Annotated in this window: 24 protein-coding genes; 9 read left to right on the plus strand and 15 right to left on the minus strand. The window is 61.0% G+C overall.

The window, feature by feature from the left end; genetic code table 11:
• The first annotated feature begins 77 nt into the window (after positions 1 to 77).
• The 5 genes from N5D22_RS03535 to N5D22_RS03555 all read left to right on the plus strand — a co-directional run bounded on the left by N5D22_RS03535 (position 78) and on the right by N5D22_RS03555 (position 5,676).
• On the plus strand, positions 78 to 1,265 hold the full coding sequence (locus N5D22_RS03535; protein ID WP_279655928.1) for a M20 family metallopeptidase: 1,188 nt from the start codon (positions 78 to 80) through the stop codon (positions 1,263 to 1,265).
• A gap of 21 nt (positions 1,266 to 1,286) precedes the next feature.
• Positions 1,287 to 1,844, plus strand: a complete 558-nt coding sequence (locus N5D22_RS03540; protein WP_279655927.1) for a GNAT family N-acetyltransferase — start codon at positions 1,287 to 1,289, stop codon at positions 1,842 to 1,844.
• Between the two features lie 12 nt (positions 1,845 to 1,856).
• Positions 1,857 to 3,653: an amino acid ABC transporter permease/ATP-binding protein gene (locus N5D22_RS03545; RefSeq protein ID WP_279655926.1), complete on the plus strand. Its 1,797-nt coding sequence runs from the start codon at positions 1,857 to 1,859 to the stop codon at positions 3,651 to 3,653.
• A gap of 23 nt (positions 3,654 to 3,676) precedes the next feature.
• Positions 3,677 to 4,615, plus strand: coding sequence for an ABC transporter substrate-binding protein (locus N5D22_RS03550; RefSeq protein WP_174057837.1), 939 nt, complete (start codon positions 3,677 to 3,679; stop codon positions 4,613 to 4,615).
• A 125-nt stretch (positions 4,616 to 4,740) separates the two neighbouring features.
• Complete coding sequence (locus N5D22_RS03555) at positions 4,741 to 5,676, plus strand: ABC transporter substrate-binding protein (protein WP_020809916.1); 936 nt, start codon at positions 4,741 to 4,743, stop codon at positions 5,674 to 5,676.
• A 73-nt stretch (positions 5,677 to 5,749) separates the two neighbouring features.
• Here N5D22_RS03555 and N5D22_RS03560 read toward each other — a convergent pair whose 3' ends face one another.
• Together N5D22_RS03560 and N5D22_RS03565 are read right to left on the minus strand one after the other, a co-directional pair.
• Complete coding sequence (locus N5D22_RS03560; RefSeq protein WP_279656117.1) at positions 5,750 to 6,136, minus strand: LysR substrate-binding domain-containing protein; 387 nt, start codon at positions 6,134 to 6,136, stop codon at positions 5,750 to 5,752.
• Between the two features lie 55 nt (positions 6,137 to 6,191).
• The gene (locus N5D22_RS03565; protein ID WP_279655925.1) at positions 6,192 to 7,517 is read right to left on the minus strand and encodes an FAD-binding oxidoreductase; all 1,326 of its coding nucleotides are present in this window, start codon (positions 7,515 to 7,517) and stop codon (positions 6,192 to 6,194) included.
• Between the two features lie 230 nt (positions 7,518 to 7,747).
• On the opposite strand from N5D22_RS03565, the gene N5D22_RS03570 reads away from it, so the two are divergent.
• A complete protein-coding gene (locus N5D22_RS03570) occupies positions 7,748 to 8,224 on the plus strand; it encodes an Lrp/AsnC family transcriptional regulator (RefSeq protein WP_003506856.1) in 477 nt (158 codons plus the stop codon).
• A 169-nt stretch (positions 8,225 to 8,393) separates the two neighbouring features.
• Here the strand turns inward: N5D22_RS03570 and N5D22_RS03575 are convergent, their stop codons facing one another.
• The 7 genes from N5D22_RS03575 to N5D22_RS03605 form a co-directional block, all read right to left on the minus strand.
• Positions 8,394 to 10,049 (minus strand): ABC transporter ATP-binding protein, encoded by a 1,656-nt coding sequence (locus N5D22_RS03575; RefSeq protein ID WP_279655924.1) that lies wholly within the window; start codon positions 10,047 to 10,049, stop codon positions 8,394 to 8,396.
• Entirely contained in the window at positions 10,049 to 10,900 is an 852-nt protein-coding gene (locus tag N5D22_RS03580; protein WP_279655923.1) for an ABC transporter permease, read from the minus strand. The genes N5D22_RS03575 and N5D22_RS03580 overlap by 1 nt, the downstream gene beginning before the upstream one ends.
• Entirely contained in the window at positions 10,900 to 11,850 is a 951-nt protein-coding gene (locus tag N5D22_RS03585) for an ABC transporter permease (protein WP_279655922.1), read from the minus strand. Before N5D22_RS03585 ends, N5D22_RS03580 begins: the two co-directional genes overlap by 1 nt.
• Positions 11,851 to 11,941: 91 nt before the next feature.
• Positions 11,942 to 13,552: an ABC transporter substrate-binding protein gene (locus tag N5D22_RS03590; protein WP_279655921.1), complete on the minus strand. Its 1,611-nt coding sequence runs from the start codon at positions 13,550 to 13,552 to the stop codon at positions 11,942 to 11,944.
• Positions 13,553 to 13,645: 93 nt separating this feature from the next.
• Positions 13,646 to 14,359 (minus strand): HAD-IA family hydrolase, encoded by a 714-nt coding sequence (locus N5D22_RS03595; protein ID WP_279655920.1) that lies wholly within the window; start codon positions 14,357 to 14,359, stop codon positions 13,646 to 13,648.
• A 256-nt stretch (positions 14,360 to 14,615) separates the two neighbouring features.
• Entirely contained in the window at positions 14,616 to 15,989 is a 1,374-nt protein-coding gene (locus tag N5D22_RS03600) for an aspartate aminotransferase family protein (protein WP_279655919.1), read from the minus strand.
• 14 nt (positions 15,990 to 16,003) lie between these two features.
• The gene (locus tag N5D22_RS03605) at positions 16,004 to 16,840 is read right to left on the minus strand and encodes a GNAT family N-acetyltransferase (protein ID WP_279655918.1); all 837 of its coding nucleotides are present in this window, start codon (positions 16,838 to 16,840) and stop codon (positions 16,004 to 16,006) included.
• Positions 16,841 to 17,171: 331 nt separating this feature from the next.
• Between N5D22_RS03605 and N5D22_RS03610 the strand changes: the two genes are divergently transcribed.
• Positions 17,172 to 17,840 carry a haloacid dehalogenase type II gene (locus N5D22_RS03610; protein WP_279655917.1) on the plus strand — a complete coding sequence of 223 codons (669 nt, stop codon included), beginning with the start codon at positions 17,172 to 17,174 and terminating at the stop codon, positions 17,838 to 17,840.
• Between the two features lie 15 nt (positions 17,841 to 17,855).
• Positions 17,856 to 19,130 carry an FAD-binding oxidoreductase gene (locus tag N5D22_RS03615; protein ID WP_279655916.1) on the plus strand — a complete coding sequence of 425 codons (1,275 nt, stop codon included), beginning with the start codon at positions 17,856 to 17,858 and terminating at the stop codon, positions 19,128 to 19,130.
• A 223-nt stretch (positions 19,131 to 19,353) separates the two neighbouring features.
• Here N5D22_RS03615 and N5D22_RS03620 read toward each other — a convergent pair whose 3' ends face one another.
• Genes N5D22_RS03620 through N5D22_RS03630 form a run of 3 tightly spaced genes read right to left on the minus strand, consistent with a single transcriptional unit; the run spans position 19,354 to position 23,347 of the window.
• Positions 19,354 to 20,811, minus strand: a complete 1,458-nt coding sequence (locus tag N5D22_RS03620) for an NAD-dependent succinate-semialdehyde dehydrogenase (protein ID WP_279655915.1) — start codon at positions 20,809 to 20,811, stop codon at positions 19,354 to 19,356.
• A 15-nt stretch (positions 20,812 to 20,826) separates the two neighbouring features.
• Positions 20,827 to 21,870 carry a tartrate dehydrogenase gene (locus tag N5D22_RS03625; RefSeq protein ID WP_279655914.1) on the minus strand — a complete coding sequence of 348 codons (1,044 nt, stop codon included), beginning with the start codon at positions 21,868 to 21,870 and terminating at the stop codon, positions 20,827 to 20,829.
• 13 nt (positions 21,871 to 21,883) lie between these two features.
• Complete coding sequence (locus N5D22_RS03630; RefSeq protein WP_279655913.1) at positions 21,884 to 23,347, minus strand: aldehyde dehydrogenase family protein; 1,464 nt, start codon at positions 23,345 to 23,347, stop codon at positions 21,884 to 21,886.
• 78 nt (positions 23,348 to 23,425) lie between these two features.
• On the opposite strand from N5D22_RS03630, the gene N5D22_RS03635 reads away from it, so the two are divergent.
• A complete protein-coding gene (locus N5D22_RS03635) occupies positions 23,426 to 23,629 on the plus strand; it encodes a hypothetical protein (RefSeq protein WP_279655912.1) in 204 nt (67 codons plus the stop codon).
• Here N5D22_RS03635 and N5D22_RS03640 read toward each other — a convergent pair.
• From N5D22_RS03640 to argE, 3 genes are read right to left on the minus strand one after another with little or no spacing between them, the layout of a single operon-like run.
• Positions 23,613 to 23,969 carry a cupin domain-containing protein gene (locus N5D22_RS03640; protein WP_279655911.1) on the minus strand — a complete coding sequence of 119 codons (357 nt, stop codon included), beginning with the start codon at positions 23,967 to 23,969 and terminating at the stop codon, positions 23,613 to 23,615. The two genes, N5D22_RS03635 and N5D22_RS03640, sit on opposite strands and share 17 nt — an antisense overlap.
• 26 nt (positions 23,970 to 23,995) lie before the next feature.
• A complete protein-coding gene (locus N5D22_RS03645; RefSeq protein ID WP_279655910.1) occupies positions 23,996 to 24,919 on the minus strand; it encodes a glyoxylate/hydroxypyruvate reductase A in 924 nt (307 codons plus the stop codon).
• 23 nt (positions 24,920 to 24,942) lie between these two features.
• The gene (gene argE / locus N5D22_RS03650; RefSeq protein ID WP_279655909.1) at positions 24,943 to 26,067 is read right to left on the minus strand and encodes an acetylornithine deacetylase; all 1,125 of its coding nucleotides are present in this window, start codon (positions 26,065 to 26,067) and stop codon (positions 24,943 to 24,945) included.
• Positions 26,068 to 26,239 lie beyond the last annotated feature (172 nt).

A 26,239-nucleotide genomic window follows, 5' to 3' on the forward strand; every position in this document is an offset into this window, starting at 1 on the left:
GCAGCCGGGCGGAGACGATTCCGCCCGGTGCAGATTTCAAGACGCGGCGCGTAGTGAGCCGCGCAGGAGACAGAACCATGAATATCCGCATTGACGGCGCGCGTCCGCAGGACGACGCCGAACGGGGAATCCTTGCCTTCATCGATGAGAGCATCGCCATCCGGCATGATCTCCACCGGCATCCCGAGCTTTCGCTCAAGGAAAAACGCACGGCGGCGCTCATCGCCCGCTATCTCTTGTCGTTCGGATATGAGGTGACGGAAGGTGTCGGCGGCCACGGCGTTGTCGCCACGTTGAAACGCGGTCATGGCGATAAGCGCGTCGGCATTCGCGCCGATATCGACGCCCTGCCGATTATCGAGGAAACCGGCCTTGCCTATGCCAGCCAGACGCAGGGCGTCATGCATGCCTGCGGTCACGACGGCCATACGGCGATCCTGCTTGCCGCCGCCCGGTATCTTGCCGAAACATCGAATTTTTCCGGCACGCTGACGCTGATCTTCCAGCCGGCCGAGGAGATCGGCGCCGGGGCAAGGGCGATGATAAAGGACCGACTTTTCGAGCGGTTTCCGGTCGATGCCGTCTTCGGGCTGCATAATTGGCCGGGTGTCGACACCGGGCAGTTCGGTTTCGTCGAAGGCCCGGCCATGGCCTCCGTCGACAAGGCGAAGGTGCGGATTGTCGGCAAGGGCGGGCATGGCGCGGCGCCGCATGAGACGGTCGATCCGGTTCTCGCCTCGGCAAGCTTCGTCACCGCCCTGCAGAGCATCGTTTCGCGCAATGTCGATCCGCGCGAGATGGCGGTGCTGACGGTCGGTTCCATTCATGGCGGAACCGCCTCCAACGTCATTCCCGAAAGCGTCGAACTTCAGATCACCGCCCGGGCTTTTTCGCCTGCCGTGCGTGACAGGCTGGAGGAGCGGCTTCCGGCGCTGGCCAAAGCGCAGGCCGAGAGCTTCGGCGCGAAGGCTGAGGTCGCCTATTCCCGTGGTTTCCCGCCGGTCATCAATCACACCCCTCAGACGGCCTTCGCCCGCGATGTCGCCAAACGGCATTTCGCCGCCGGGCAGATAGCCGAAGCGTTCCAGCCGCGTACGGCGAGCGAGGATTTCGCCTTCATGCTGCAGGAACGGCCTGGCTCTTATCTCTTCGTCGGCAATGGCGACAGCGCGCCGCTGCACAGCCCGCACTACGATTTCAACGATGCGATCATCGCGCCGGCAGCACGCTTCTGGGTGCGGCTGGCGGAAGCCTATCTCTCCTGACGCGAAAATTAGGACAAGGACATGAGCGACAGTTTTTTCTACACATCGGTCAAGGATCCGCTCGCAACGCCGCTTCTGGAGGAGTTGCTGTTTGAATATGACAGCCGTTACGGCACATTTTTCAATGCGGAAGGGGCCAAGGCGGAGCTGAACAAATATCCGCCGGAGGCTTTCAGCCCGCCATCGGGCAACTTCCTGCTTCTGCTGCGTGGCGGCAAGGCGATCGCGGGCGGTGCCTTCATGCGTTACGATGACGAGACCGCCGAGTTCAAACGTGTCTGGACCCATTCCGCCCATCGCCGCCAGGGGCTCGCAAAAATCGTGCTTCGCGAACTGGAGCAGCAGGCGATCCGGCAGGGTTATGCCCGCGTCTACCTGACGACGGGTTTCCGCCAGCCGGAGGCGGTCGGCCTTTATCTCACCAATGGTTATCGTGCCCTGTTCGACACCGCGGCCAATCCCGAGACGATCAGGTCTCTGCCTTTCGAAAAATGGCTTTCCGACCCCGTATCCGCCTCCGTTGCGGACGGAGCACCGATAACGGCGGCCCGGCCGCAATCTTCTTCCGCCCATCCGTGAAAGGCTTTTTCGATGACGATAGCCTCTGATTTTCCGCATGTCGCTGTTAGCGAGCAGAAGGTTGAGCCGATCAAGGGCGGTTACTCGCACTTCCGCATCGTTCCGGCCCGGTATCCCTTGCGGACGGTGGGTACGGTGTTCTCCGTTCTCATCATTGCCGCTGTCCTGCATTCCGTTTTCGGCAATCCGCGCTGGGGCTGGGACGTATTTGCCGAATGGTTCTTTGCCGAACCTGTGCTGGTCGGTCTTGGCCGAACGCTGCTCCTGACCGCACTGGGTGCGCTGTTTGGTTTTGTGCTCGGAACACTGCTGGCGCTTGCGCGCGTTTCCCGCTCGCCGCTGCTGGTCGCGGTCTCCTGGACCTATATCTGGATTTTCCGCTCCATCCCGCTGATCGTACTGCTGCTGATCCTCAACAATCTCGGCTATCTCTATGAAACCGTAACAATCGGCGTGCCCTATACCGGCATCAATTTCTTCAGCTGGAATACGACACAGCTGATGACGCCCTTTGCGGCGGCTGTTCTGGGGCTGACGCTCAATCAGGCCGCTTTCGCATCCGAAATCGTTCGCGGTGGAATTCTTTCAGTCGATCAGGGCCAGCTCGAAGCCGCCGCCGCACTCGGCCTTCCGCGCCGGCGGCAGGCGTCCCGCATCGTTCTGCCGCAGGCGATGCGATCCATCCTGCCCACTGCCTTCAACGATATTATCGGCCTCGCCAAGGGCACCTCGCAGGTCTATATCCTAGCCCTGCCGGAGCTGTTTTATACGATCCAGATCATCTATCGCCGCAATCTTGAAGTGATCCCGCTGCTGATGGTCGCGACCGTCTGGTATCTGGTGATCCTGACGGCGCTTTCCATCGTCCAGCACCATATTGAGCGACACTTCTCGCGCGGTGCGCTGCGCAATCCGCCGCCTTCACTTTTCGCCACGATCTTTCGCAGCTTTTTGCCGCGCAAACCTTTGCCCGATGTGGTGGAGACGGCGGCTGCCAGGCCCGAGCGTGCGGCACCCGCCCGCGCCGCCAGCTTCCAGCTCGGCAATCGCGGCGGTTCGGTCAATATCCACGGTGTCTCGAAATCCTTCGGGTCGCTTAAGGTGCTTGATGATATCAGCCTTTCCATTCCGGCCGGCAGCGTCACCACCATTCTCGGCCAATCGGGCTCCGGCAAATCCACCTTGCTGCGCTCCATCAACCATCTGGAGCGTGTCGATGACGGTTTCATCGCCATTGATGGTGAGCTGGTCGGTTATCGCCAGAAGGGCGATACGCTTTACGAATTGAAAGAGCGGGAAATCCTCAAGCGCCGCGCCGAAGTGGGCATGGTGTTCCAGAGCTTCAACCTGTTCCCGCATCTCACCGCACTTGAAAACATCGTCGAAGCTCCGGTTGCGGTTCGCGGCATATCGAAGGAGCAGGCGGAAGCCGAGGCGCGCGATCTTCTGGCCCGCGTCGGTCTGGCCGAGAAGGCCGGTGCTTACCCCCGCCAGCTTTCAGGCGGACAGCAGCAGCGTGTGGCGATTGCCCGGGCTCTGGCGCTGCGGCCGAAGGTGCTGCTCTTCGATGAGCCGACATCCGCGCTCGACCCGGAGCTGGTCAATGAGGTGCTGGATGTCATCAAGGAGCTGTCCCGCTCCGGCGTCACCCTCATCATCGTCACCCACGAAATCGGCTTTGCCCGCGAAGTCTCCGACAGGGTCGTCTTCATGGAACAGGGCCGCATTCTCGAAACGGGCACGCCGGAGAAGGTGTTCAACAAGCCGGACCACCCGCGCACGGCCGAATTTCTCGCAAAAGTTCTCTAATCAACAACAAAGGAAACACTCACATGGCATTTTCATCGAAATTATTGTCCCTGCTTGCCGGCGGTCTTTTCACCGCCACCGCTGCGCTCATCCCGGCCGCGCATGCGCAGGAGGTTGACCTGTCGCCTGAGCAGAAGGGGCGGGTGCGCGCCGAAAAGGTGGAAGAGGCAATCAAGCTTCTGCCCGCCGGCCACAAGTTCATTGCCGACGGAAAGCTGACGGTCGCGACCGTTCCCTTCCGCCTGCCGCTGGTGGATTACGCGAGCGACACGAAAACGCCGATAGGCGTGGAGCCGGATATCGCCCAGCTGGTCGCCGACAGCCTCGGCCTTGAGCTGCAGCTTGTTCCGATCGCCTGGGCGGACTGGCCGCTCGGTCTTGCATCCGGCAAATATGACGCCGTTACTTCCAACATCACGGTGACGGAAGCCCGCAAGGAAAAGTTCGATTTTTCCAGCTACCGCAACGATCTGCTCGGCTTCTATGTCGGCAATAACAGCAAGGTCACGTCCATCGGCAAGCCGGAGGATGTCGCAGGGCTGAAGGTCATCGTCGGAGCCGCCACCAATCAGGAGCAGATCCTGCTGAAATGGATCAAGGACAACAAGGCGAAGGGGCTGGCCGATACCGAGGTGCAATATTACGACGATCAGGCCGTGCTTGACGTCGCCCTGCAATCCGGCCGCGCGGATGCCTATCTCGGCCCTAATGCGACTTCCGCCTTTCAGGCGGCAAGCCAGAAGAAGACGAAGCTTGTCGGCACCTTCTCCGGCGGCTGGCCGGAAGCGGCCGAGATCGCCGTCGCTTCGAAAAAGGACGCAGGCATAGCGGACGCCATCACCGCCGCGCTGAACGCCCAGATCAAGAACGGCAATTACGGCAAGGTTCTCGCCCGCTGGAATCTCGGTTCCGAAGCCATCACCGAATCCCGCACCAATCCGCCCGGCCTGCCCAAGAGCTGAGGCCAGATTTTCCAAAAAGCTGAGTTGAAGGTGGGACATCACTCAGCCGGTAGCGCGGGCATCCTCCCGTCCGCGCTACCTCCGTCCCGCAGTCATTCTATCGGGCATTCTATCGGGAAACCACAATGACCTTCACCTCTCGTCTCGCCACGGCCACGCTCGGTGCCTTTTTCTCCATCGTCGGTCTTGGGTCGGCTTTCGCAACCGATGTCTTCGACCTGTCGCCGGATCAGCCCGGCCGCATCCGGGTCGAAAAAGACCCCGGCGCAATTGCCGCCGTTCCGAAGGATTTCAAATTCGTCACGCCGGGCAAACTCACCGTTGCGGTCGCACCCGGCGGACCGCCGCTCGCAACCTATGCGACGGATGCAAAAACGGTGGTCGGCGCAGATCCCGATTATGCGCTTGCGGTGGCCGACAGCCTCGGCTTGGAACTGGAACTGGTGGCGGTCGCCTGGGCGGACTGGCCGCTGGGGCTTGCCTCCGGCAAATACGATGCGGTGATCTCGAATGTTGGCGTTACCGAGCAGCGCAAGGAGAAGTTCGATTTCTCCACCTATCGTCAGGGCCTGCACGGATTTTTCGTCAAGGCAGACAGCGGCATAACCGCCATCCGCGAGCCGAAGGACGCGGCCGGCCTGAGGATCATCGTCGGCGCCGGCACAAATCAGGAGCGCATTCTGCTGAAATGGAGCGACGAAAACGTCGCCGCCGGATTGAAGCCGATCGAGCTGCAATATTACGATGATGAAGCGACCCGGCTTGTGGCGCTTTCAGCCGGGCGGGCGGATGTGATCGTCCAGCCGCATGCGCAGCTGGTCTTCATCGCCGCACGCGACAAGACCATCAAGCGTGTCGGAACGCTCTCGGCCGGCTGGCCGGAGCGGTCAGATGTCGCCATCACCACCCGCAAGGGATCGGGACTGGCCGATGCGCTGACGCTTGCCACCAATGATCTGATCAAGAGCGGCGCCTACGCGAAGATTCTGGATCGCTGGCAGCTATCGGAAGAAGCCCTGCCGGAATCGCGGACCAACCCGCCCGGCCTGCCGAAAAGCTAATTGGTCGACTACATGCGGTGGACTGCAATACCCGCGGGCTCAGGCCTTGCGGGTATTGTTTTGTCCGTCAATTCTACGCGGGAAGGGCGCGGAAAAGCTGTCGCAACTCGCCAACAAAGGGTTTGAAGAAGCGCGAGAGAGGCCGGGCCGTGTTGGTGGAAACGGCGACATTCATCGTCACTTCAGGCATGAAAGGGCGCACCGTCACCCCCTCGAAACTGTTCCAGCGCACCAGGCCGTCGATAAGGGCGATGCCGATGCCGCCGCACGCCAGCGGTACCGCGCCGACCGATGAGGCGACCTGCACCGAGACATCGCGCATAAGCCTGTCGCGTTGAAAGACCTTGTTCAGCTGCGGGCCGATTTCGTCCGCATGGTTGCCATACGAAATCAGCGGCCTGCCGGCGAGGTCGCGGGGCGTTACCGTCATCATTTCGGCGAGGGGATCATCATGCCGCATTTTCACATCGGCCGTTTCCGTAGCGGTGAACCTGTCGCATCCCACTAAGGGAGGGTCAGAAATCCGCGACCTTGCCCCAGGACGAGTCGAGGAAACGGCTGGGGTGATAGGGGGCGGCATCGACGATCGGGTTCGAACCCGTCACGATATCGGCGATCAGATGGCCGGCGCCCGGCCCTATGCCGAAACCGTGGCCGCTGAAACCGGCGGCGAGAATGAAGCCGGGCAATTCGCTGGTTTCGCCAATGGCGGGCACGCCATCGGGCGTGCTGTCGATGAAACCGGCCCAGACGGCGGAAATCTGCGTTTTGCCGAGGGCGGGCAGAAGCTCCAGCGCCCTTCTATGGGTCTCGCGGATGGCGGCGGCATTGGGTTTCGGATCGAGAATACGAACCCGTTCCATCGGCGTCGGCGCATCGAGCCGCCAGCGTTTCAGCGTCTCGTGGCCGCCGCGAATGCCTTCCAGCCCGCCCGGCCGCAGGCTTCGCCAGCGCTTGAGGAACATCGGGATGAATTCACGGGCAAACCGCATCTGCTGCGCCGTCGGGTCAATGCGCCCCAACCCGCTGATGGCGAGCGTGTAACCGCCGTCTTTTCTCTTCGTTGCCGAAACAGCGGCGGTGTGCAGCGCATCCGGCAGCCCCTCCGCACCCGGTGTGACGGAGAGGATGGAAGAGCGGACGGAGGCTTGCGGGAAACGAATGCCGAGCTGCCGGCAAAAGGACGACGCCCAGGCCCCGCCGGACATGATGGCGGTTTTGGTGCGGATCGTGCCTTTTTCGGTGACGACGGCGCTCACCCGGCCGCCTTCCGTCTCAAGCCCGCGTGCGGCGCAATTCTGATGCACCGTGCCGCCCAGCTTGATGATGGCGCGCGCCACGGCGGGCGCCGCCATGGAAGGATCGGCCGTGCCGTCCGTCGGCGAAAACACGCCGCCCTTCCAGCGCTTTCCCGTGGATAGGCCACGTTCGCTCGCCTCATCGGCGCTCAGCATATGGGTCGTCACGCCTGCGGTAATTGCAAAGTCGCGCCAGCGCGCCCAGCCGGCAAGTTCGGCCTCATTGTCGCTCAGGTAAAACAGCCCGCAGCGGCGAAAACCCGTGTCCTCGCCGCTCTCTGCGCCAAACTCTTCCCAGAGCGCCAGGCTCTTGGTGGAAATCGGCAATTCGCGGGCGTCGCGGTTCTGCTGGCGGCACCAGCCCCAGTTGCGGCTGGATTGCTCCGCTCCGATCAGGCCTTTTTCGACCAGCGCCACTTTCAGGCCGCGCCGCGCAAGATAATAGGCGGCGAAGACACCGACGATGCCGCCGCCGATAATGACGGCGTCTGCGGATGTCGGCAGTTCCGGCGATGTCGTGATCTGTTGCAGCGGGGCGGGCATGGTCGGACTCCTTATATTCGTCCTAATTTACCTCAGCCGGCGTGTAAACGCTGCCAGACTGGGCCTGTTGCCGGAATCTCCTGCTGTTGGGCGACGCCTCCGCAACTCTTTATGCTGCATCAAAAAAATATCCCCACGTCGACAGGGCTCGCCCATGTGGTAAGATTTCCTTTGCCGCGCCAGAATTTTATGCCGCGTGTTCAAAAAACAAAAAAGGGGTTCCGCACGTGATGAAACTTGACCGGATCGATATCAAGATCCTCTACGAATTGCAGAAAAACGGTCGCATCACCAATGTCGAGCTGGCGGAACTTGTCAATCTGTCGCCAAGCCCCTGCCTGATGCGGGTGAAGAAGCTGCAGGCGGAAGGTTATATCGAGGGTTATTCGGCGCAGATCAACATCAACAAGCTCGGCCAGACGCTGACGGTGTTTACGGAAATCACGCTGAAGAACCATCGCCAGATCGATTTCGCCCGCTTCCTCGGCGTTGTCGAAAAGATCGACCAGGTGGTGGAATGCCACCTCGTTTCGGGCGGTTACGATTACCTGCTGAAATTCGTCACCTCTGGCATCGTCGAATACCAGTCGATCATGGAGCGGTTGACCGATATGGACGTGGGCATCGACAAATATTTCAGCTTCGTGGTGCTGAAATCGCCGATCATCAAGTCACATATGCCGCTGACCAGCCTGTTTCCGCTGTGAAATAAAAGGGGGCCTCTTTAGTGGGCGCTTGCTCTATCTCGATGTCATCCTCGGGTTTGACCCGAGGATCCATAGCCCGTCGAGATGAATGGATCCTCGCCTCAAGGGCGAGGATGACACCGAGGCGGATTTTGGTGCTTCCCAATCCACCCTGCCACCTTTCAGCCCCTCACCTTTTCGAAAACGCCCGCACCAGCTCCGCATCCTGCTGAAGGTTATCGAGCCATGTCGGGTCGAGTTTCGGCACCGAGGAGAACAGCAGTTTCGAATAGGGGTGGGAGGGCGATTTGATCGCTTCGGTTTCCAGATGCTCCACCTTCTGCCCGCCATACATCACGACAATCTCGTCGCAGATGGTCTCCACCACCGAGAGATCGTGGCTGATGAAGATGTAGGAGAGGTTCAACTCCCGCTGCAGTTCTCCGAGAAGATCGATGATTGCGGCCGCCACCACGGTATCGAGCGCCGAGGTGATTTCATCGCAGATGATGAGCGACGGTTCGGCGGCAAGCGCGCGGGCGAAATTGACGCGTTGTTTCTGCCCGCCGGAAAGGCCGGAAGGGTGGCGGTGACGCACCGAGCGCGGCAGCTTCACCATATCGAGAAGCTGATCGATCCGGACGTCGCGCGCCTTGCCTTTCATGCCGTGATAGAAGGTCAGCGGCCGGCCGAGAATATCCTCGATGGGTTTTGACGGGTTGAGCGCGGTATCGGCATATTGGAACACGATCTGCATGCGGCGCAGCTGGTCGCCGGTTCGACGCCGTGCATCGGCATCGAGTTCCCGGCCTTCGAAGATGACATGGCCGCCGGCCGCCGGCAGAATGCCGGCGATGGCGCGCGCCAGTGTCGATTTTCCGCAGCCGGATTCGCCGATGATGCCGAGATTACGACCGGGATAGACCGAAAGGCTGACGCTATCCACCGCGCGCACCAGCGGCATCTTGTCTTCGCCCTTCGTTCCGTAACCGGCGGTCAGCTTTTCGATATCCAGCAGCGGCGTTGCCTGCTCCTGTTTGGCGGGTGTGATGACGCGCGCCTTGTCATGAAAGGCCGTCAGCAGTTCCTTCGTGTAGGGATGCTGTGCATTTTCGAGGATATCCGTGGTTGTTCCGGTTTCCTGAACCTCGCCGCCTTTCAGCACCACGATTCGGTCGGCAATCTGGGCGACGACGGCGAGATCGTGCGAAACATAAACGCCGCCGATGCCGTTCTTGCGCATTGCCGATTTGAAGGCGCGCAGAACCTCGATCTGGGTCGTGACGTCGAGCGCGGTGGTCGGCTCGTCGAAGATCACCAATTTCGGGTTGCCGATCAGCGCCATTGCGGCGGAGAGGCGCTGAAGCTGGCCGCCGGACACCTGATGCGGGTAACGCTCGCCGATGGTCTCGGGGTTGGGCAGCGACAGCGCCTTGAAGAGTTCCACCGCGCGTGTCCGTGCCTCCTGCAGCGGCATCAGATGGTGGATGCGGGTGACTTCGATGACCTGATCGATGATCTTTTGCGCCGGGTTGAAGGCGGCGGCCGCACTTTGCGGCACATAGGCCACTTTTGTGCCGCGGACTTTGGCGCGTTCGGCCTCGGAAAGCTGCACCATGTCCTGGCCCGCCACCTTGACGCTGCCGCCGGAAATGCGGCAGCCCGGCCGGGCATAGCCCATCAGGGTCAGCGCGATGGTGGTCTTGCCGGAACCGCTTTCGCCGATCAGCGCGACGATTTCGCCATCGGGGATGTCGATGTCCACGCCTTTGATGATGTCGATACGGCGGCCGGAATCGGTGGTGGCCTCGACTTTCAGTCCACGGATTTCAACGAGATTGCTCATTATTCGCTCCTGTCGCGGATTTTCTGCGGCAGATTGTCGATCAGCAGGTTGACGCTGATCGTCAGGCTGGCAATGGCCAGCGACGGGAAGATGACGGCGGGGGCCGCAAACGGCAGGCCGCCGATGTTCTCACGCACCAGCGCGCCCCAGTCCGCATTCGGCGGCTGCAGGCCGAGGCCGAGGAAGGAAAGGCCCGACAGAAGCAGCACGATGAACACGAAGCGCACGCCAAGATCGGCCAATACGGGCCGGACGATGTTCGGCAGGATTTCAGAGCCGATGAGGTAGAACAGGCTTTCGCCGCGCACCCGGGCGACGGTGACGAAATCCATGGTGTTGACATTGACGGCGAGCGCCCGGGCGAAACGATAGGCGCCCGGTGTATAGATGACCGAGAGCGTGATGATCAGCACCGGAATGGAGGAACCGACAGCGGCGACGACGACGAGGCCGAAAAGCTTGCTCGGAATGGAATTCACGGCATCGAGAAACCGGCTGAGCGCCGCATCGAACCAGCCGCCGATGACGGCGGCGCACATGCCGAGCACGACGCCGGAAGTGCAGGCGATGGTGACGGCGGCGAGCGATATGCCGACCGTGAAACGCGCGCCCATGAGAATGCGGGAAAACACGTCGCGACCGAGATAATCGGAACCGAGCCAGAGATCGGAGGTCATCGGCCCGAAATAATCGAGATCGACGATCTCACCGACCGGATGCGGAATGAGATAGGGCGCGAAGATTGCGACCATGGCCCAGAAAAAAATGACGAGAAAGCCGAAAACGCCGACTGCGTTGATCCTGTAACCCAAACGCGAGGTTCCCTGATATGTTTTGATATTGTCGGCCATCAGCGCAGCCTCGGATTGGACATGATGGCGATGATGTCAGCCGTGGTGATGAGGAGGAGATAACCGACGCAGAAGATCATCGCGCAGCTCTGGATCAGCGGCAGGTCGCGGGTCGCGACGCCATCGACCATCAGCTTGGCAATGCCGGGATAATTGAAGATCGTCTCAACGATGATGACGCCGCCAACGAGATAAGAAAGCGACAGGGCCACCGCATTGACGATGGGGCCGAGCGCATTGGGAAGCGCATGGCGAAGCACGATCCGCATGCGCGGCGCGCCCTTTAAAAGCGCCATTTCCACATAGGGCGTGTCGAGCGTTTCGATGACGGCGGCGCGGCTCATGCGGATCATCTGCGCCGAGACGACGAAGGTCAGCGTGATGACCGGCATGGCATAGACCCGCAGCACATCGAAAAGCGTGTGAACCTCGCTGACCAGCGACAGCGCCGGAAGCCATTTCAGATAGACGGCGAAAAGCAGCACGGCGAGTGTGGCGATCATGAATTCCGGCACCGAGATGACGCCGATGGTCAGCACGGTGACGGCTCGGTCATAAAGCGTGCCGCGCAGCATGGCGGAGCTGATGCCGAGGGTCAGCGCCAGCGGCACGGCGATGATGGTGGTAATGCCGGCAAGCTTCATGGAGTTGACGAAACGTGGACCGATAAGATCGGCAATCGCCATGTTGTTGGCGTAGGAGGTGCCGAGTTCGCCCTGCAGCAGGCCGAGAAGCCAGCGCACGAAACGCAGCAGGGCAGGGTCGTCGAGATGCATGGCGGCGCGCAGGCCGGCCACGGCCTCCGGTGTCGCCGCCTGGCCAAGAAGGATCGTCGCCGTGTCGCCGGGCAGCAGGCTGGTAGCGGAAAAGACGATAAACGACACGATAAGCAGCGTCGTCAGCATGACGACCAGCCGCCTGGCGATAAGGGATAATATCCGGCTGTTCATTCACATGCTCCTGCGGCGGCCTGATTGTAGAGGCTTTCCGCAACGACGGAAAAGCTGCCGGGCGCATTCTCGCGCCCGGCTCCACGGTCTATCAGGCTTCGAGCCAGACGTATTCCGCAAAGGCATAACCCATCATGCCGCCGAGCGGATTGGCTTCCAGCCCCTTTAGCTTGGAGGTAATGGCGTCGACGTTCGAAATATAGGCGGGAATGATGGTGCCGGCTTCGTCGGCAATCATCGTTTCCAGTTCGAAGTAGATCTGCTTGCGCTTTTCGATATCGAGCATGCCGCGTGCTTCGAGCATCATCTTGTCGAATTTCGGCGACTTGTACTGGCTTTCGTTCCACGGTGCGTCGGAAGCGTAAAGCAGGGAGAACAGGATATCCGGTGTCGGGCGCGGGTTGATGTTGCCGAAATGGACCGGCGCTTTCAGCCAGTAATTGCTCCAGTAACCGTCCGAAGGTACGCGCTGTACATCCAGCTTGACGCCGATTTCGGCGGCCGAAGCCTGGATGATCATGGCCATGTCGACCGAAGAGCTTGCTGCATCCGATGCGATGACCGGAATGGACTGGCCGATAAGACCTGCCTTCTGGAAATGGAATTTCGCCTTGTCCGGATCGAAGGCTTTCGGCTTGAGATCCGGATTGTGGTAGGGGTTCATCGGCGGAACCGGCTGGTCGTTGCCGACTTCACCGAGGCCGCGCAGGGCCGCCTTGACGATCTGCTCGCGATTGACGATCGACTTCATGCCGGCGACGAAATCGGCGTTATTGCCCGGCGTCTGGTCGAGCCGCATGTTGAGGTTGGTGTAGTTCCCCGATGTCGTCTTGGACAGAACGACACCTTCCTGCTTGTCGAGCAGGCGAAGCGCACGCGGGTTGATGGCGGCCGCGAGCTGGATATCGCCGGAAAGAAGGGCATTGACGCGGGCATTGTCGTCCGAAATCGCCATGAATTCGAAACTGTCGATGTGCGGGCCGCCAGACTTCCAGTAATTGGTGTTCCTGGTCATGATCGAACGTACGCCCGGCTCGAATTTTTCGAGCTTGAAGGCGCCGGTGCCGTTGCCCTTGGAGAAATCCGTGGTGCCGTCGGCAACGATCATAAAATGGTGCAGGGCCAGAATGGATGGCAGGTCGGCATTCGCGTTCGCCAGCGTGATCTCGATCGTGCTCTTGTCGAGAGCCTTGAAGCCGGTCATCTGCGCGGCAATCTTGGCGACCTTGGAACCGACGGCCGGATCGAGGTGGCGCTTCAGCGAATAGACTACATCGTCGGCCGTCAGGGCCTTGCCGTCATGGAAGGTGACGCCGGAACGCAGCTTCACCGTCCAGGTCTTGGCGTCCTTCGTTTCGATGGCTTCGGCCAGCTCCAGCTGCGGCGTGCCGGAAACATCGAGGAAGCTCAGACGGTTATAGAGCGCGCAGCAACGAACATAGTCCGTCGAAAGCGAGGCTTTTGCCGGATCGAGCGTATCGGCCGTGGAGGAGGACCAGCCAGCAGCTTTCAGCGTACCGCCGGAGACCGGCGTTGCGGCCACGGCATTTGAGGCGCGACCAAGAATGGCCGAGCCGGCGGAAAGGGCGACGCCGCCCGCCAGCAGCATGTGAAGCAGCTCGCGCCGCGTTGCGCCGCGCCGGATCGCCTGTTCAACGGCGGCATCGTCGGAACGGGTCCAGTTTGTAATCCTGTCACTCATGGTCTTCCCCTTTTGTATGATTTGTTGAAATGCATCTGAAGAAATTTCCGGCATGCCGCATCCCAGTTCGCGGCGCGCCATTGACGGAGCGGCTCAGCCGCCCGCCCGTCTCGCGGCTTCGGCAAGGCCGGCCATCGAGGTGAAGTGGTAGTCCGGCTCGGTAAAGTTTTCCGGCTCGATGGTGCCGCCATATCCCTTCTGGGCGTGGCGACGCTCGATCCAGCAATTGGTCATGCCCAGTTTTCGGGAAATGCCGATATCGTGATACTGGCTTTGCGCGACGTGCAGAATGTCGTCCTTCGACGCTCCCTCGCTTTCCACAAAGGCAAAGACCTTTTCGAAGAAGGCGGGATCGGGTTTTTCGGTGCCGGTGTCATCCGCCGTGAAGGCCGCATGAAAGGGATTGCCGAGTTCCCTCGAGAAATATTCGAAGGCCCAGCGCTGGGCATTGGTCATGGCGATGAGGCGATGCGTCTTGGCAAGCTCGGCCATGGCGGCGCGGCTGTCTTCAAAGCCTTTCCAGCTTTTTGCCGCATCGCGCAGGCGTTCACCGAATGCGCGCTCCGCCGGCAGGCCAAGTTGCGGAGCGATGATCAGGTATACGCGGACGAGGTCGTCCGGAAACAGGTCGGTCGCATCGGAATAACGGGCCGCGCGGTAAAGCGCGAGCGCCTTTTCACCATCGACCTCCACGCCGTTTTCCGTGCCGATTGCGGCCAGCGTCGATTTCAGGCCGCCTTCGAAATCGATGAGAGTTCCCACCACGTCGAAGCTCATATATTTGAAGTCGCTCAGTTTTTTGGGCAATGTCGGTCTCCGCTTTGCCGCCTTGGCCTCTTGGGCAGCCTGCGGCAGATTATTCTGTTCCCGGACGGGATCCTTGCCCCGTTCCCATTTGCGATTACGCCCTTTTTTATGGCGTTTAGTGCCGTTTGCATTGATAGTTTGGCACTTTCGGCACGCCGGATTCGCCGAAATGGATCGGCTCTTCGGCAGAATATTGCGAATATGTGGTGCGTTGCGACATTTCGAGAGGGTGCCGCAGCACTCCTCTTCTATCGCCTCAGGCCATGGCGGCCCTGACAGCCGGGTCTTCGAGTGTCTGGTCGAGCGTCTTTTGCGTCCGCTCGACAATGGCGTCGATCTCGCTGTCGGTGCAGCAGAGCGGCGGCGCGTAACCCAGAATACCGTTCGCAAAGGCGCGCACGATCAGGCCGTTTTCCCAGGCGCGGTCGAAAACCTTGCGTGCGGGGGCGGCCGTAGCCGGCAGCGGCGTCTTTTTATCCTTGTCGGTCACAAGTTCGATGGCGGCGAGCATGCCACGGCCGCGCACATCGCCAACCAGCGGATGGCTTTTCAGGCCTTCCAGGCCGGCCATCAGCCTTTGACCGGCACGGCGACCGTTTTCCAGCAGGCCACCCTCGTAAAGTTTCAGCACTTCGAGGCCGACAGCGGCGCTGACGGGGTGGGCGGAGTAGGTGTAGCCGTGCCCGACTGCCGCCTCGCCGGCAAAGTCGGCTATTGTATCATAGACGTGATCTGCCATGAAGACGGCGCCCATCGGCACATAACCCGATGTCAGGCCCTTTGCGGCCGTGATGAAATCAGGCACGATGTCCTCGTCCGTGCAGGCAAAGAGCGGTCCCGTGCGGCCAAAGCCGGTGATGACCTCATCGGCAACGAAGAGGATGCCATAGGAACGGCAGAGGTCACGCATGGCCTTGATCCAGCCCGGCGGCGGCACCAGAACGCCGCCCGAGCCCTGGATGGGTTCCGCATAAAAGGCGGCGACCCGGTCCGGGCCTATGGCTTCGATCTTGTCTTTCAGGATTTGCAGGGAGGAGGCGATGATCGCGGCCGGATCGCTGCCGGCCGGATTGCGATAGGCATAATGCGACGGAATCTTGTGCTGCCAGTCATAAGGCACACCGAACCCCGCATGGAAAGCGGGCAGCGCCGTGAGGCCCGAGCCGGCGGTGGTGGAGCCGTGATAACCCTGTTCGATGGAGATGAACTGATCGCGCTGCGGCTGGCCTTTTGCGTGCCAGTAATAGCGGATGAAGCGGATGGTGCTGTCCACCGCATCGGAGCCGCCAAGCGTGAAATAGACATGGTTGAGATCGCCCGGCGCGCGGTCGGCGAGTTCAGATGCAAGCCGGATCGCCGGTTCGCTGCCAATGTCGAAATAGGCGGTGGCATAGGGCAGCTCACGCATCTGTTTGGCAGCCGCCTCGACGATGCTGTCATGGCCGTAACCGGCATTGACACACCACAGGCCGGCGAAACCATCGATGAGCTGGTGACCGGTCATGTCGGTGACGGTGGCGCCACGTGCCGATTGCAGCACCCGCACGCCCAGCTTCTCATGGCCGCGGAAGGAGGAGACAGGGTGCACCAGATGGGCGCGATCCAGTTCGATCAGTGAATTGCTTAACATGGGTCTCTCCGGATTCAGCCCAGCGCCTGGCTGGTCAATGCAAATGTTTTCAGTTTTTTGTCGGCGGGGATTTCGGTTTTCGACCGGCGCATGGCGATGCCGCCGCCGACATGGGCAAGACCGCGTTCGGCAAGCCAGGGGGCAAGGCCCGTATCGGCGGTAGTATCCACGCGCAGGAATGCGCCGGGACGTTCAGAAAACACGAATGCGATCAGTTCTTTCGCGATTTCAGCATTTTCCGCCACGACCGGGCCGATGACTTCGCCGCGCCCGAAGGCGCGAAGTGCTGCAAAACCCTTGATGACGCCCTGTTCCTGCACGAGTGCGAAACGCGCCCTTTCGGCAAGTGCGGCAAAGAGGGCCGTGCGATCCGCACCGAAAGCCTGCGCATCGAGCGCGGCGAGTTCGGCCGGATCAATGGTTTCCGCCCAGGTGACACCTTCCGGCCTGTCGGTCGCGGCCGGAATGCCCTGATGCTGGAGCACCTCGCCGCAGGCGGCGAAACCCAGTTTTTCATAAAGGGGCAGACCATCGGCCGTGGCTACAAGACGGCACTCGCGATTTTCTGCTGCGTCCATTGCCGCGCCCATCAACTGGCGTCCAAGGCCGCGGCCGCGCATGCTCTCGTCCACGATCACCATATTGACGGTGGCGCAACTCTCTCCAAGAAGTGTCGCCATGGCGGTTCCGACGACACGCCCGTTTTCCAGGGCAACAAAACCCCTGCTCAGGGAAAGGACCAGCGCCCAGTCTTCTTTCCGGTGCGGCCAGCCGGCCTGGCGGGAAAGTTCAACGGCCGCGTCGAGGTGGTCCGGTTGAAACGTTTGGATATCGATCAGGCTCGCCTGCATGCCGGAACTCCGTTTTTCTGCTTATTCATTGATAGACCGATGCCGAAAGAAGATTGTCCCGACAAATGGGAAGGTTCGATATGTTTCGCTGTTGCTTTTATCCGCCGCCGCATCTTATGCCGCAGATCATCCGCAAAGGGGCGAATAGGTTGGGGTGAGGGTGTCTGATGGCGGCTTTTGGTCTGCCTGAACGCAACTCTCTGCCAAACTCGTGGCTGCATACGCAACAATCTGCTTCGATAACCGGCAATTGCGGTGCGTCGATCCAGCAAAGGTCTTTATGATCTTATCTACCGGCCATCACCAATCTCCAAGCAAGGATGACGACGATATGACCATCTTCCGCCCGAAATACATTACTTTTGATTGCCACGGCACCTTGATTAATTTCCAGATGGCAGAGGCTGCTCGCGATCTCTACGGTGATCGTCTCAGCGAGACTGAGATGGAGGAATTCATCAAGAATTTTTCCGCCTACCGCCTCGATGAGGTCATGGAAGACTGGAAGCCCTATGCCGAAGTCGTTCACAACGCCCTATCGCGCACCTGCAAACGGAATGGCGTGTCCTTCAAAGACGAAGATGCGGTAATGACCTACGAGCGAGTTCCCAATTGGGGGCCGCATGCGGATGTTCCTGCTGGTTTGGCGAAGGTCGCCAAGGAAATTCCGCTGGTCATTCTGTCCAATGCCATGAATTCGCAGATCATGTCGAATGTCGCAAAGCTCGGCGCACCGTTTCATGCCGTCTATACGGCCGAACAGGCGCAGTCCTACAAGCCGCATTTCAAGGCCTTCGAATATTTGTTCGACATGCTTGGCTGTGGCCCGGAAGATATTCTGCATGTCTCTTCGTCGTTCCGCTACGATCTGATGTCTGCCCACGATCTCGGCATCAAGAACAAGGTCTGGGTGAACCGCGGCCATGAACCGGCAAACCCCTATTACGGTTACGTGGAAATCGCCGATATTGGTGGTCTTGCGGGCGTCGTCGGACTGTAAGAAAAGGATCGGACCATGAAGCTCGTCTCCTACTGGCACGACACCGCCCCCCTGTTCGCGGGGGCGGCGAAAGGCCCTGTGGAAGGCCATTATGATGTGGCTGTCATTGGCGGCGGCTTCACCGGTCTCGGTGCGGCGCGCCAGCTCGCCAAGGCTGGCGCACGCGTGGTTGTCCTTGAAGGGCAGCGTGTCGGCTGGGGCGCTTCCGGCCGCAATGGCGGCCACCTCAATAACGGCCTTGCCCATTCTTATCTCTCCGCGAAAGCTGAACTCGGCAAGGAAAGGGCGATCGCGCTTTACAAGGCGCTGGACGCCTCAATCGACACGCTGGAAAGTCTGATTGCCGAGGAAGGCATCGACTGTAATTTCCGCCGGGCCGGCAAACTGAAAATGGCGTCGAAGCCGCAGCATTTCGAAGGGCTTGCGAGGAATTTCGAGGCGGTCCATGCGGAAGTTGACCCCGATACGGCGCTTCTGTCCATCGCCGATCTCAAGGCGGAGATAGGCTCGCCCTTTTATGGCGCCATGCTCTCGAAGAAGAGCGCGATGATGCATATGGGTCGCTATGTGGCCGGCCTTGCCGAAGCCGCCAGCCGTCATGGCGCGGTGATCTTCGAAAATGCGGCGGTGACGAAGCACATCCAGAACGGCAGGACCCACGAACTGGAAACCTCGCGCGGCAAGGTGACGGCCGACAATGTTCTGGTGGCGACCGGCGCTTACACGCCGTCCGGTTTCGGTTATTTCCGTCGCCGCATCATCGCCGTCGGCAGTTTCATCATCGCCACGCGACCGCTGACGGATGCCGAGGTTCAGGCCTCGGTTCCGGGCAACCGCACCTATGTCAACTCCATGAATATCGGCAATTATTTCCGGCTCTCGCCCGATAACCGGCTGATCTTCGGCGGCCGCGCACGCTTTTCCGCAACCTCGGACCAGCGTTCGGACGCCAAAAGCGGTGCGATCCTGACGGAAAGCCTGCATCGCATCTTCCCACAGCTTGCCCATGTGCCGATCGACTATTGCTGGGGCGGACTGGTCGACATGACCAAGGACCGGTATCCGCGCGCGGGTTTCCATGACGGCATCTGGTACGCCATGGGCTATTCCGGCCACGGTGCGCAGCTTTCGACACATCTCGGCATGATCATGGCCGACGCCATTCTCGGACGGCCGGACAACAACCCGCTGAAGGGGCTGGAATGGCCGGCGGTGCCGGGTCATTTCGGCAAGCCGTGGTTCCTGCCGCTGGTGGGCTTTTATTACAAGATGCTGGACAAGATTCAGTAGAAGTCGGGGGTCGACGCTGAGAGGCCGCTTCCACACTCGACGTCGTCCTCGGGCTTGACCCGAGGATCCACGGCCGCGCGAAGAATGGATCCTCGGGTCAAGCCCGAGGATGAGGGAGGAGAGGGGCATCTCCATATCCCAGCGGCCTCCAGGCCGCTTTTTTGTTGCCTCCACACAAAAAGAAGGGCCGCAGAGCGACCCTTTAGGCGGGGATGGAAAAGGCTCAGGAAAGCCCGCCAATATGAAACGTCTTGATCTCCAGATATTCCTCGATGCCGACCTGTGCGCCCTCACGGCCGAGGCCGGATTGTTTGACGCCGCCGAAGGGGGCGACTTCGGTGGAGATCGCGCCGGTGTTGAGGCCGACCATGCCGAATTCCAGCGCCTCACCCACGCGCCATGCGCGTTTCAGGCTTTCGGTATAGAAATAGGCGGCAAGGCCGAAGGGCGTGCCGTTGGCGATGACGATGGCTTCTTCTTCCGTCTCGAAACGGAAGAGCGGCGCTACCGGTCCGAAGGTTTCTTCGCTTGCCAGTCGCATGCCGGTCGTGGCGCCGGTCAGTACCACGGGGGCGGTATATTGTGGACCTTCCGGCAGATCGTGCGGCCTGGTGATGATCTTTGCGCCCTTGGAAACGGCGTCATCGATATGGGCGCGGATCTTGGCGATGGCCGGCTCGTTGATCATCGGGCCGATGGAAACGCCTGCTTCCGTTCCAGGTCCGACCCGCATGGCGTCGACGCGATCCGCCAGTTTTTTGGCGAAGGCGTCATAAACGCTTGCCTGAACGAGAATGCGGTTGGCGCAAACGCAGGTCTGGCCGCCATTGCGGAATTTCGAAACCAGAGCGCCTTCGATGGCGAGATCGATATCGGCATCGTCGAACACGATGAAGGGCGCATTGCCGCCCAGTTCCAGCGACAGCCGCTTGACGCTATCGGCAGCACCGCGCATCAGAAGCGAACCGACGCGGGTGGAGCCGGTGAAGGAAATCTTCCGAACCGTCTCGTTAGCCATGATTTCGTTGCCGATTTCCGTCGGCATGCCGGTGACGATGTTGATGACGCCCGCGGGAATGCCGGCCCGTTCGGCGAGCACGCCGAGCGCCAGGGCCGAATAGGGCGTAAACTCCGAAGGCTTGATGACCACGGTGCAGCCGGCCGCAAGTGCCGGCGCGACCTTGCGGGTGATCATGGCGTTCGGAAAGTTCCACGGGGTGATGATGCCGCAGACGCCGACTGCTTCTTTCAGCACCACAATACGCCGATCCGGCGTCGGTGAAGGAATGGTGCCGCCACTGATACGCCGGGCCTCTTCAGCAAACCATTTGACGAAGGATGCGCCGTAGCGGATTTCGCCCTTTGCTTCATCCAGTGGCTTGCCCTGTTCGGTGGTCAGGATCAGGCCGAGATCGTCGACATTGTCGATCATCAGCGCGAACCATTTTTCCAGAAGTGCTGCGCGCTCCGCGTGGGTTTTCTTTTTCCACGGGCCGAAGGCGGCGTTGGCGGCTTCGATTGCCGCGCGGGTTTCCGCGCCGCCCATATCCGGCACGGTGCCGATGACCGCCTGCGTCGCCGGGTCGATCACGTCGACCGCCTTGCCCGATGCCGCCGCCTTCCATGCGCCGCCGATCAAACCCGTCTGGCGAAAGAATTCCTTGTCCTTCAAGCCCTGCATCATAATTCTCCGAAATCAGTCGAGCGCCGCAAGAACTGCGGCGGTGATGGCGTCTGTCTTGTCCTTGCCCGGCACCGTGCCGATACCTCGGCCGGTCGCCGTTTCCAGCGCCGTCATGATACGCACGGCCGCGTCTTTTTCGCCGAGATGCTCGAGCATCATCGCGCCGGACCAGATGGCGGCGATGGGGTTGGCGATGCCGAGATGGGCGATATCCGGGGCCGAACCGTGCACCGGCTCGAACATGGAGGGCGCACTGCGGTCAGGATTGATATTGGCGGAGGCGGCAAAGCCGAGGCCGCCCTGAATGGCTGCGCCGAGATCGGTCAGAATATCGCCGAAGAGGTTGGAGGCGACGACGACATCGAGGCTTTCCGGGGCCATAACCATGCGGGCCGCCATGGCGTCGATATGATAGCTGGAAACCTCGACGTCTGGATATTCAGCGGCGAGCCTGTGGGTCACCTCGTCCCAGAACACCATCGAAAATTTCTGGGCATTGGACTTGGTAATGGAGGCGAGCTTGCCGCGACGTTTCTGCGCCTGTTCAAAGCCGAAACGCAGGATGCGCTCCACGCCCTTGCGGGTGAAGATCGAGGTTTCGACCGCAACTTCATCGTCAGTGCCCTGATGCACGCGGCCGCCGGCGCCGGAATATTCGCCTTCCGTGTTTTCACGGATGCAGAGAATGTCGAAGCCATCGGCCTTCAAAGGCCCTTGCACGCCGGGCAGAAGCCGGTGCGGGCGGATATTGGCATATTGCACGAAAGCCTTGCGGATCGGCAGCAGCAGGCCATGCAGCGAGACAGAGTCCGGCACTTCCGCCGGCCAGCCGACTGCGCCGAGCAGAATGGCGTCGAAGTCGCGCAGGGTTTCGATGCCGTCCTTGGGCATCATCGCGCCGGTTTCCTTGTAGAAGGCGCAGGACCAGGGGAATTCCGTTCCTTCGAGCGCAAAACCGGAGCCTTCGGCAGCGGCGTTGAGCACCTGCCATGCGGCATCCGTCACGCTTTTGCCGATGCCGTCTCCGGGAATGAGTGCGATGCGATGCGTTTTCAAGATATTTCCCCTGTTACAGTCCGATAAGGACGCTTTTGCTCTTGCGGTTGGCGAGATAGGCCTCGCGTCCGAGATCCTTGCCGATGCCGGAGCGTTTGTAACCGCCGGTCGGCAATATGTGGTCGCGCGAGCGGCCATAACGGTTGACCCAGATCGTGCCCGCCTGAATGGCGCGGGACAGGCGCATGACGCGCGAGACGTCACGGCTGAAAAGACCCGCCGCCAGACCGTAGGTCGGATGGTCGGAAAGCGCCAGAGCCTCTTCTTCCGTGCGGAAGCTCTGCAGCGTCAGCACAGGGCCGAAGATTTCCTCGGTGACGGCAGGCGAGGTCTGGTCGACATTGGCGATCAGCGTCGGCTGATAGAAATAGCCGGGGCCATCCATCACTGCGCCGCCCGTCAGGCATTCGCCGCCATGGGCAACCGCCGCCTGCACGATGCCGTCGATGCGCTTGCGCTGCACCTCGGAGATAATAGGCGAATATTGCGTCGTCTCGTCCCAGGTTGGGCCGGGCTTCACCGCCTTCATGCGGGCGATGATGGCCGTGGAAAGGGCATCCGCCGCACTTTCTTCGACGATGATGCGCGAGCCCGCCACGCAGGCCTGCCCGGCATTGGAGAGAATATTGCCGGCGATGGCCGCTGCCGCCTTCTCTATATCGGCATCGGCAAAGACCAGTTGCGGGCTCTTGCCGCCGAGTTCCAGCGTCATGGGCTTGATGCCGGTGCGGGCGATATTGGCCATGATGGCGGCGCCCGCAGCGGTGGAGCCGGTGAAGCTGACCTTCGAAATTTCGGGATGGCCGGTGATGGCATTGCCCGTCACAGGCCCGTCGCCCAGCACGATGTTGATGAGACCTGCCGGCAATCCGGCCTTGATCGCCAGCTGCGCCATGAAGATGCTGGAGAAGGGCGTCATTTCAGACGGTTTCAGCACCACGGCATTACCTGCCGCGAGCGCCGGGCCGAGCTTCCAGCCGGCCATGGAGACGGGGAAATTCCACGGCGTGATGGCGCCGACGACGCCATAGGGTTCGGTCATGATCATGCCGAGGCTTGCATCGTCGGTCGGCACCAGATCGCCGCCTTCCTTGTCGGCAAATTCGGCGAAGAAACGGATCTGTTCGGCGGTGACGGCGATATCCCCGGCGATCAGCTGGCCCACCGGCCGCGTCGAGGACAGCGCCTCGATTTTCGCCAGCGTCTCGGCCTCCTGTTCGATCAGGTCGGCCCAGCGCTGCAAGACCTTTGTGCGCTCGCGCGGGCGCACGCCGCCCCAGTTGCTGCTCTTCAACGCGGCCTTGGCTGTCTGCACAGCCTCATCGACCAGCGCCGCATCCGCCTTGGGGCAGCCGGCATATTCGATACCATCCGAGGGGCGGTGCATGTCGATGCCGTTTGCCGCTGGAACCAGCCGGTCGCCGATGAAGTGGCCGATCGGCAGGGATAAGCTGTCTGGATCGAAGCTGAGCGTCATGTGGAATCCTCTTTGGATATGCCCCAACGCTAATCCCTGATGGCAAGCAGCATCGACCGACTGCGGCGCGGGCGGTGAATGAAAATCCTGTTTTGCCACCGGCAGACAGCGCAATCTTCGGCGGCGAACGCAGGCCGCTGGTCAAACGCCGTAGCGGGCGCTTATCCGGTCGAAAATCCCGGCCATCCGCTCTATCAAGACCAGCGACAGGAACGGCGCCCGGTCATGGCCTCCATCGGCCCGGTTGGCGGCGGCGGTTCCCAGTTCATCCGTTCACCGTAACATAGATCTTGCGGACGGTTTCAACGGTTTTCCACACGCCGACGAAGCCCGGCTTCATGACGAAACTGTCGCCAGCCGTATAACGCAGCGGTGCGCCGCCTTCCGGCGTGATTTCGATGACGCCTTCGAGAATATGGCAGAATTCGAAGGTTTCGCCCTTGATCGAACGGCTTTCGCCCGGCGTCGCTTCCCATATGCCGGTGTGGACGGTGCCGTTGCGGGCTTCGTCCAGCGGCCAGGTCTTGAAGGACGGATCGCCAGAGATCAGGCGTTCCGGCAGGGCCTTGGAGGCTTTCGGTTCGAAGGCGGGGTGCGTGTCGATGGTCTTGAGAAGCGGCATGGGTGTCCTTTCCTGGAACGGGATGATCAATATCCGCGATTGCGGTCGACGAGGCCGAGCGGCTCGAGGCCGGACTGGTATCGTTTGATGTTTTCGACAACGGTGCGTGCTGCCGAATGCGGTTGGGTGACGCTGGCGATGTGCGGCGTGAGAAGAATTTTCGGATGCGTCCAGAAACGATGATCTTCCGGCAGAGGTTCGGGTTCGGTGACGTCGATCACCGCGCCCGAAAGCCTGCCGCTGTCCAGCGCATCGATGAGGGCGTCGTGGTCGAGCTGTTTGCCGCGCCCGGCGTGTACGAGCCCTGCGCCTTCCGGAAGCATTGCCAGACGTTCGCCGTTTAGAAGCCCCACGGTCTCTTCGGTCAGCGGCAGCAGGCAGACGAGAATATCGCTTGTCGAGAGGATGGCGGCCAATCCGGCTTCGCCATCATGGCAGGTCACACCATCGATCTCGCGCGGTGAACGGCTCCAGCCGGAAAGTGGAAAACCGAAGGGTTTCAGCCGTTCCAGCGCGGCAACGCCCAGCATGCCGAGGCCGAGAACGCCCACCCGGCACTCTTCCGCCTGTCGCTGCGGCAGGGCCTTCCAGAGTTGCTGGCGCTGCTGCTTCAAATAGACCGGCAGGTTGCGGTGAAGCGCCAGCACGCCGAGGCTCACATATTCCTGCATCATGCGGATGACGCCTTCATCCACCATGCGCACGACCTTCACATGCGCAGGGATCGCGTCGATGTGAAACTGATCGACGCCCGCACCGATGGAAAACAGGATTTCGAGATTGCGGTAGCGGCCGATATCATCAGGCACGGTCCAGGTGATGAGGTACCTGACAGCATCCGGATCGACGCTTTCGGCATCCATCGAAAAGGGCAGTTCCGGCAGGTCGCGGGCCAGAGCCTGCCGGAAAATCTCGCCGCGCTTCGCGTCGGAATTGAAGAAGAAAGTCATCTGAAATCCGTGGTTCCGAAGGTTTAAACCGTGCAGCGGTTCGCCAGTGTTTCCAGCATTGACTGGCAGGCCGACAGTTCACCGGCCGTTATGAATTCGTCCGGTTTGTGAGCGCGGCCGATATCGCCCGGGCCGCAGATGATGGCATCGATGCCGGCCGTCTGAAAAAGCCCGGCCTCCGTGCCATAGCTGACGGCGGGGATACAGGGCGCGCCGGTCAATTCTTCCAGAAGCTTCACGAGCGGCGCATCGGCGGCAAGGGAGAGCGCCGGATAATCGCTCATCGGCGTCCATTCTATGTCGACGCCCTCGGCGGCGAGCGCTTCGACACGGTCGCGCACCGGCTTGAGCAGGGCGAGCGGCGACACGCCAGCAATCGCCCGCGCTTCCAGTTCGATGGCGCAGAGATCGGGGATGATATTGATCGCCTGTCCGCCTTTCACCGTGCCGATCTGCAGGGAGGAATAGGGCGGCTCGAACGTCGCTTCGAAAGGCCCCTCGGTGAGAGCCTGTGCGGTCTCGACCGCCTTTGCCATGATGCCGGTCATCAGATGAATGGCGTTCACGCCCTGATCCGGCCGCGAGGAATGGCCGGAGCGGCCGCGAATGGTGATGCGCGCGGCGGCCTTGCCCTTGTGGGCGCGCACGGCGCGCAGATTGCTCGGTTCGCCAATGATCGCACCCGCCGGTTTTGCGCATAGTTCCGGTAATCGGGCGATGAGATGCGGAACGCCGCGGCAGCCCGCCTCCTCGTCATAGGAAAAAGCGATGTGAACGGGCCGCTTCAGCGCCATGCGTGAAAATGCCGGTGCTGCGGCGAGAATCGAGGCCAGAAACCCTTTCATGTCGGTGGTTCCGCGTCCGTAGAGGCGCTCGCCTTCGGTTCGCAGCGCGAAGGGATCGGAGGACCATTCCGGCTCACCGGCAGGCACCACATCCATATGACCGGACAGGACGTATCCGCTGGCATCTGTCGGGCCGAAGCTGGCGAAGAGATTGGCGCGGTCGCCCTCCGGGCCGGCAAGCAGCGATACTTTCGCTCCGTGGCTTTCCAGGTAATCGGCGATCCATCCGGCGATGTCGCCATTGGCGGTTCCGACCACCGACGCGAAGCCGACAAGACGCTCCAGAATGTCGATTGCGTTCATGGCTGTCTCCGTCGCTTCAACGCCGAAAAGCTTAGAGCGGCCTGCGGCGTTTATCTGCTGAAATACGGGTGATTTCAGTAGATTGTTGTGTCCTTCCAGCGCTTTCGGAAAATTCCTGCCGGCAAGGCTGGTTATCTTCGGATGTCGTGAGCTGGGCTGCCGGGATCAATGT

It is taken from the genome of Agrobacterium sp. GD03872, assembly GCF_029840625.1.
Classification (GTDB): Bacteria; Pseudomonadota; Alphaproteobacteria; order Rhizobiales; family Rhizobiaceae; genus Agrobacterium; species Agrobacterium fabrum_A.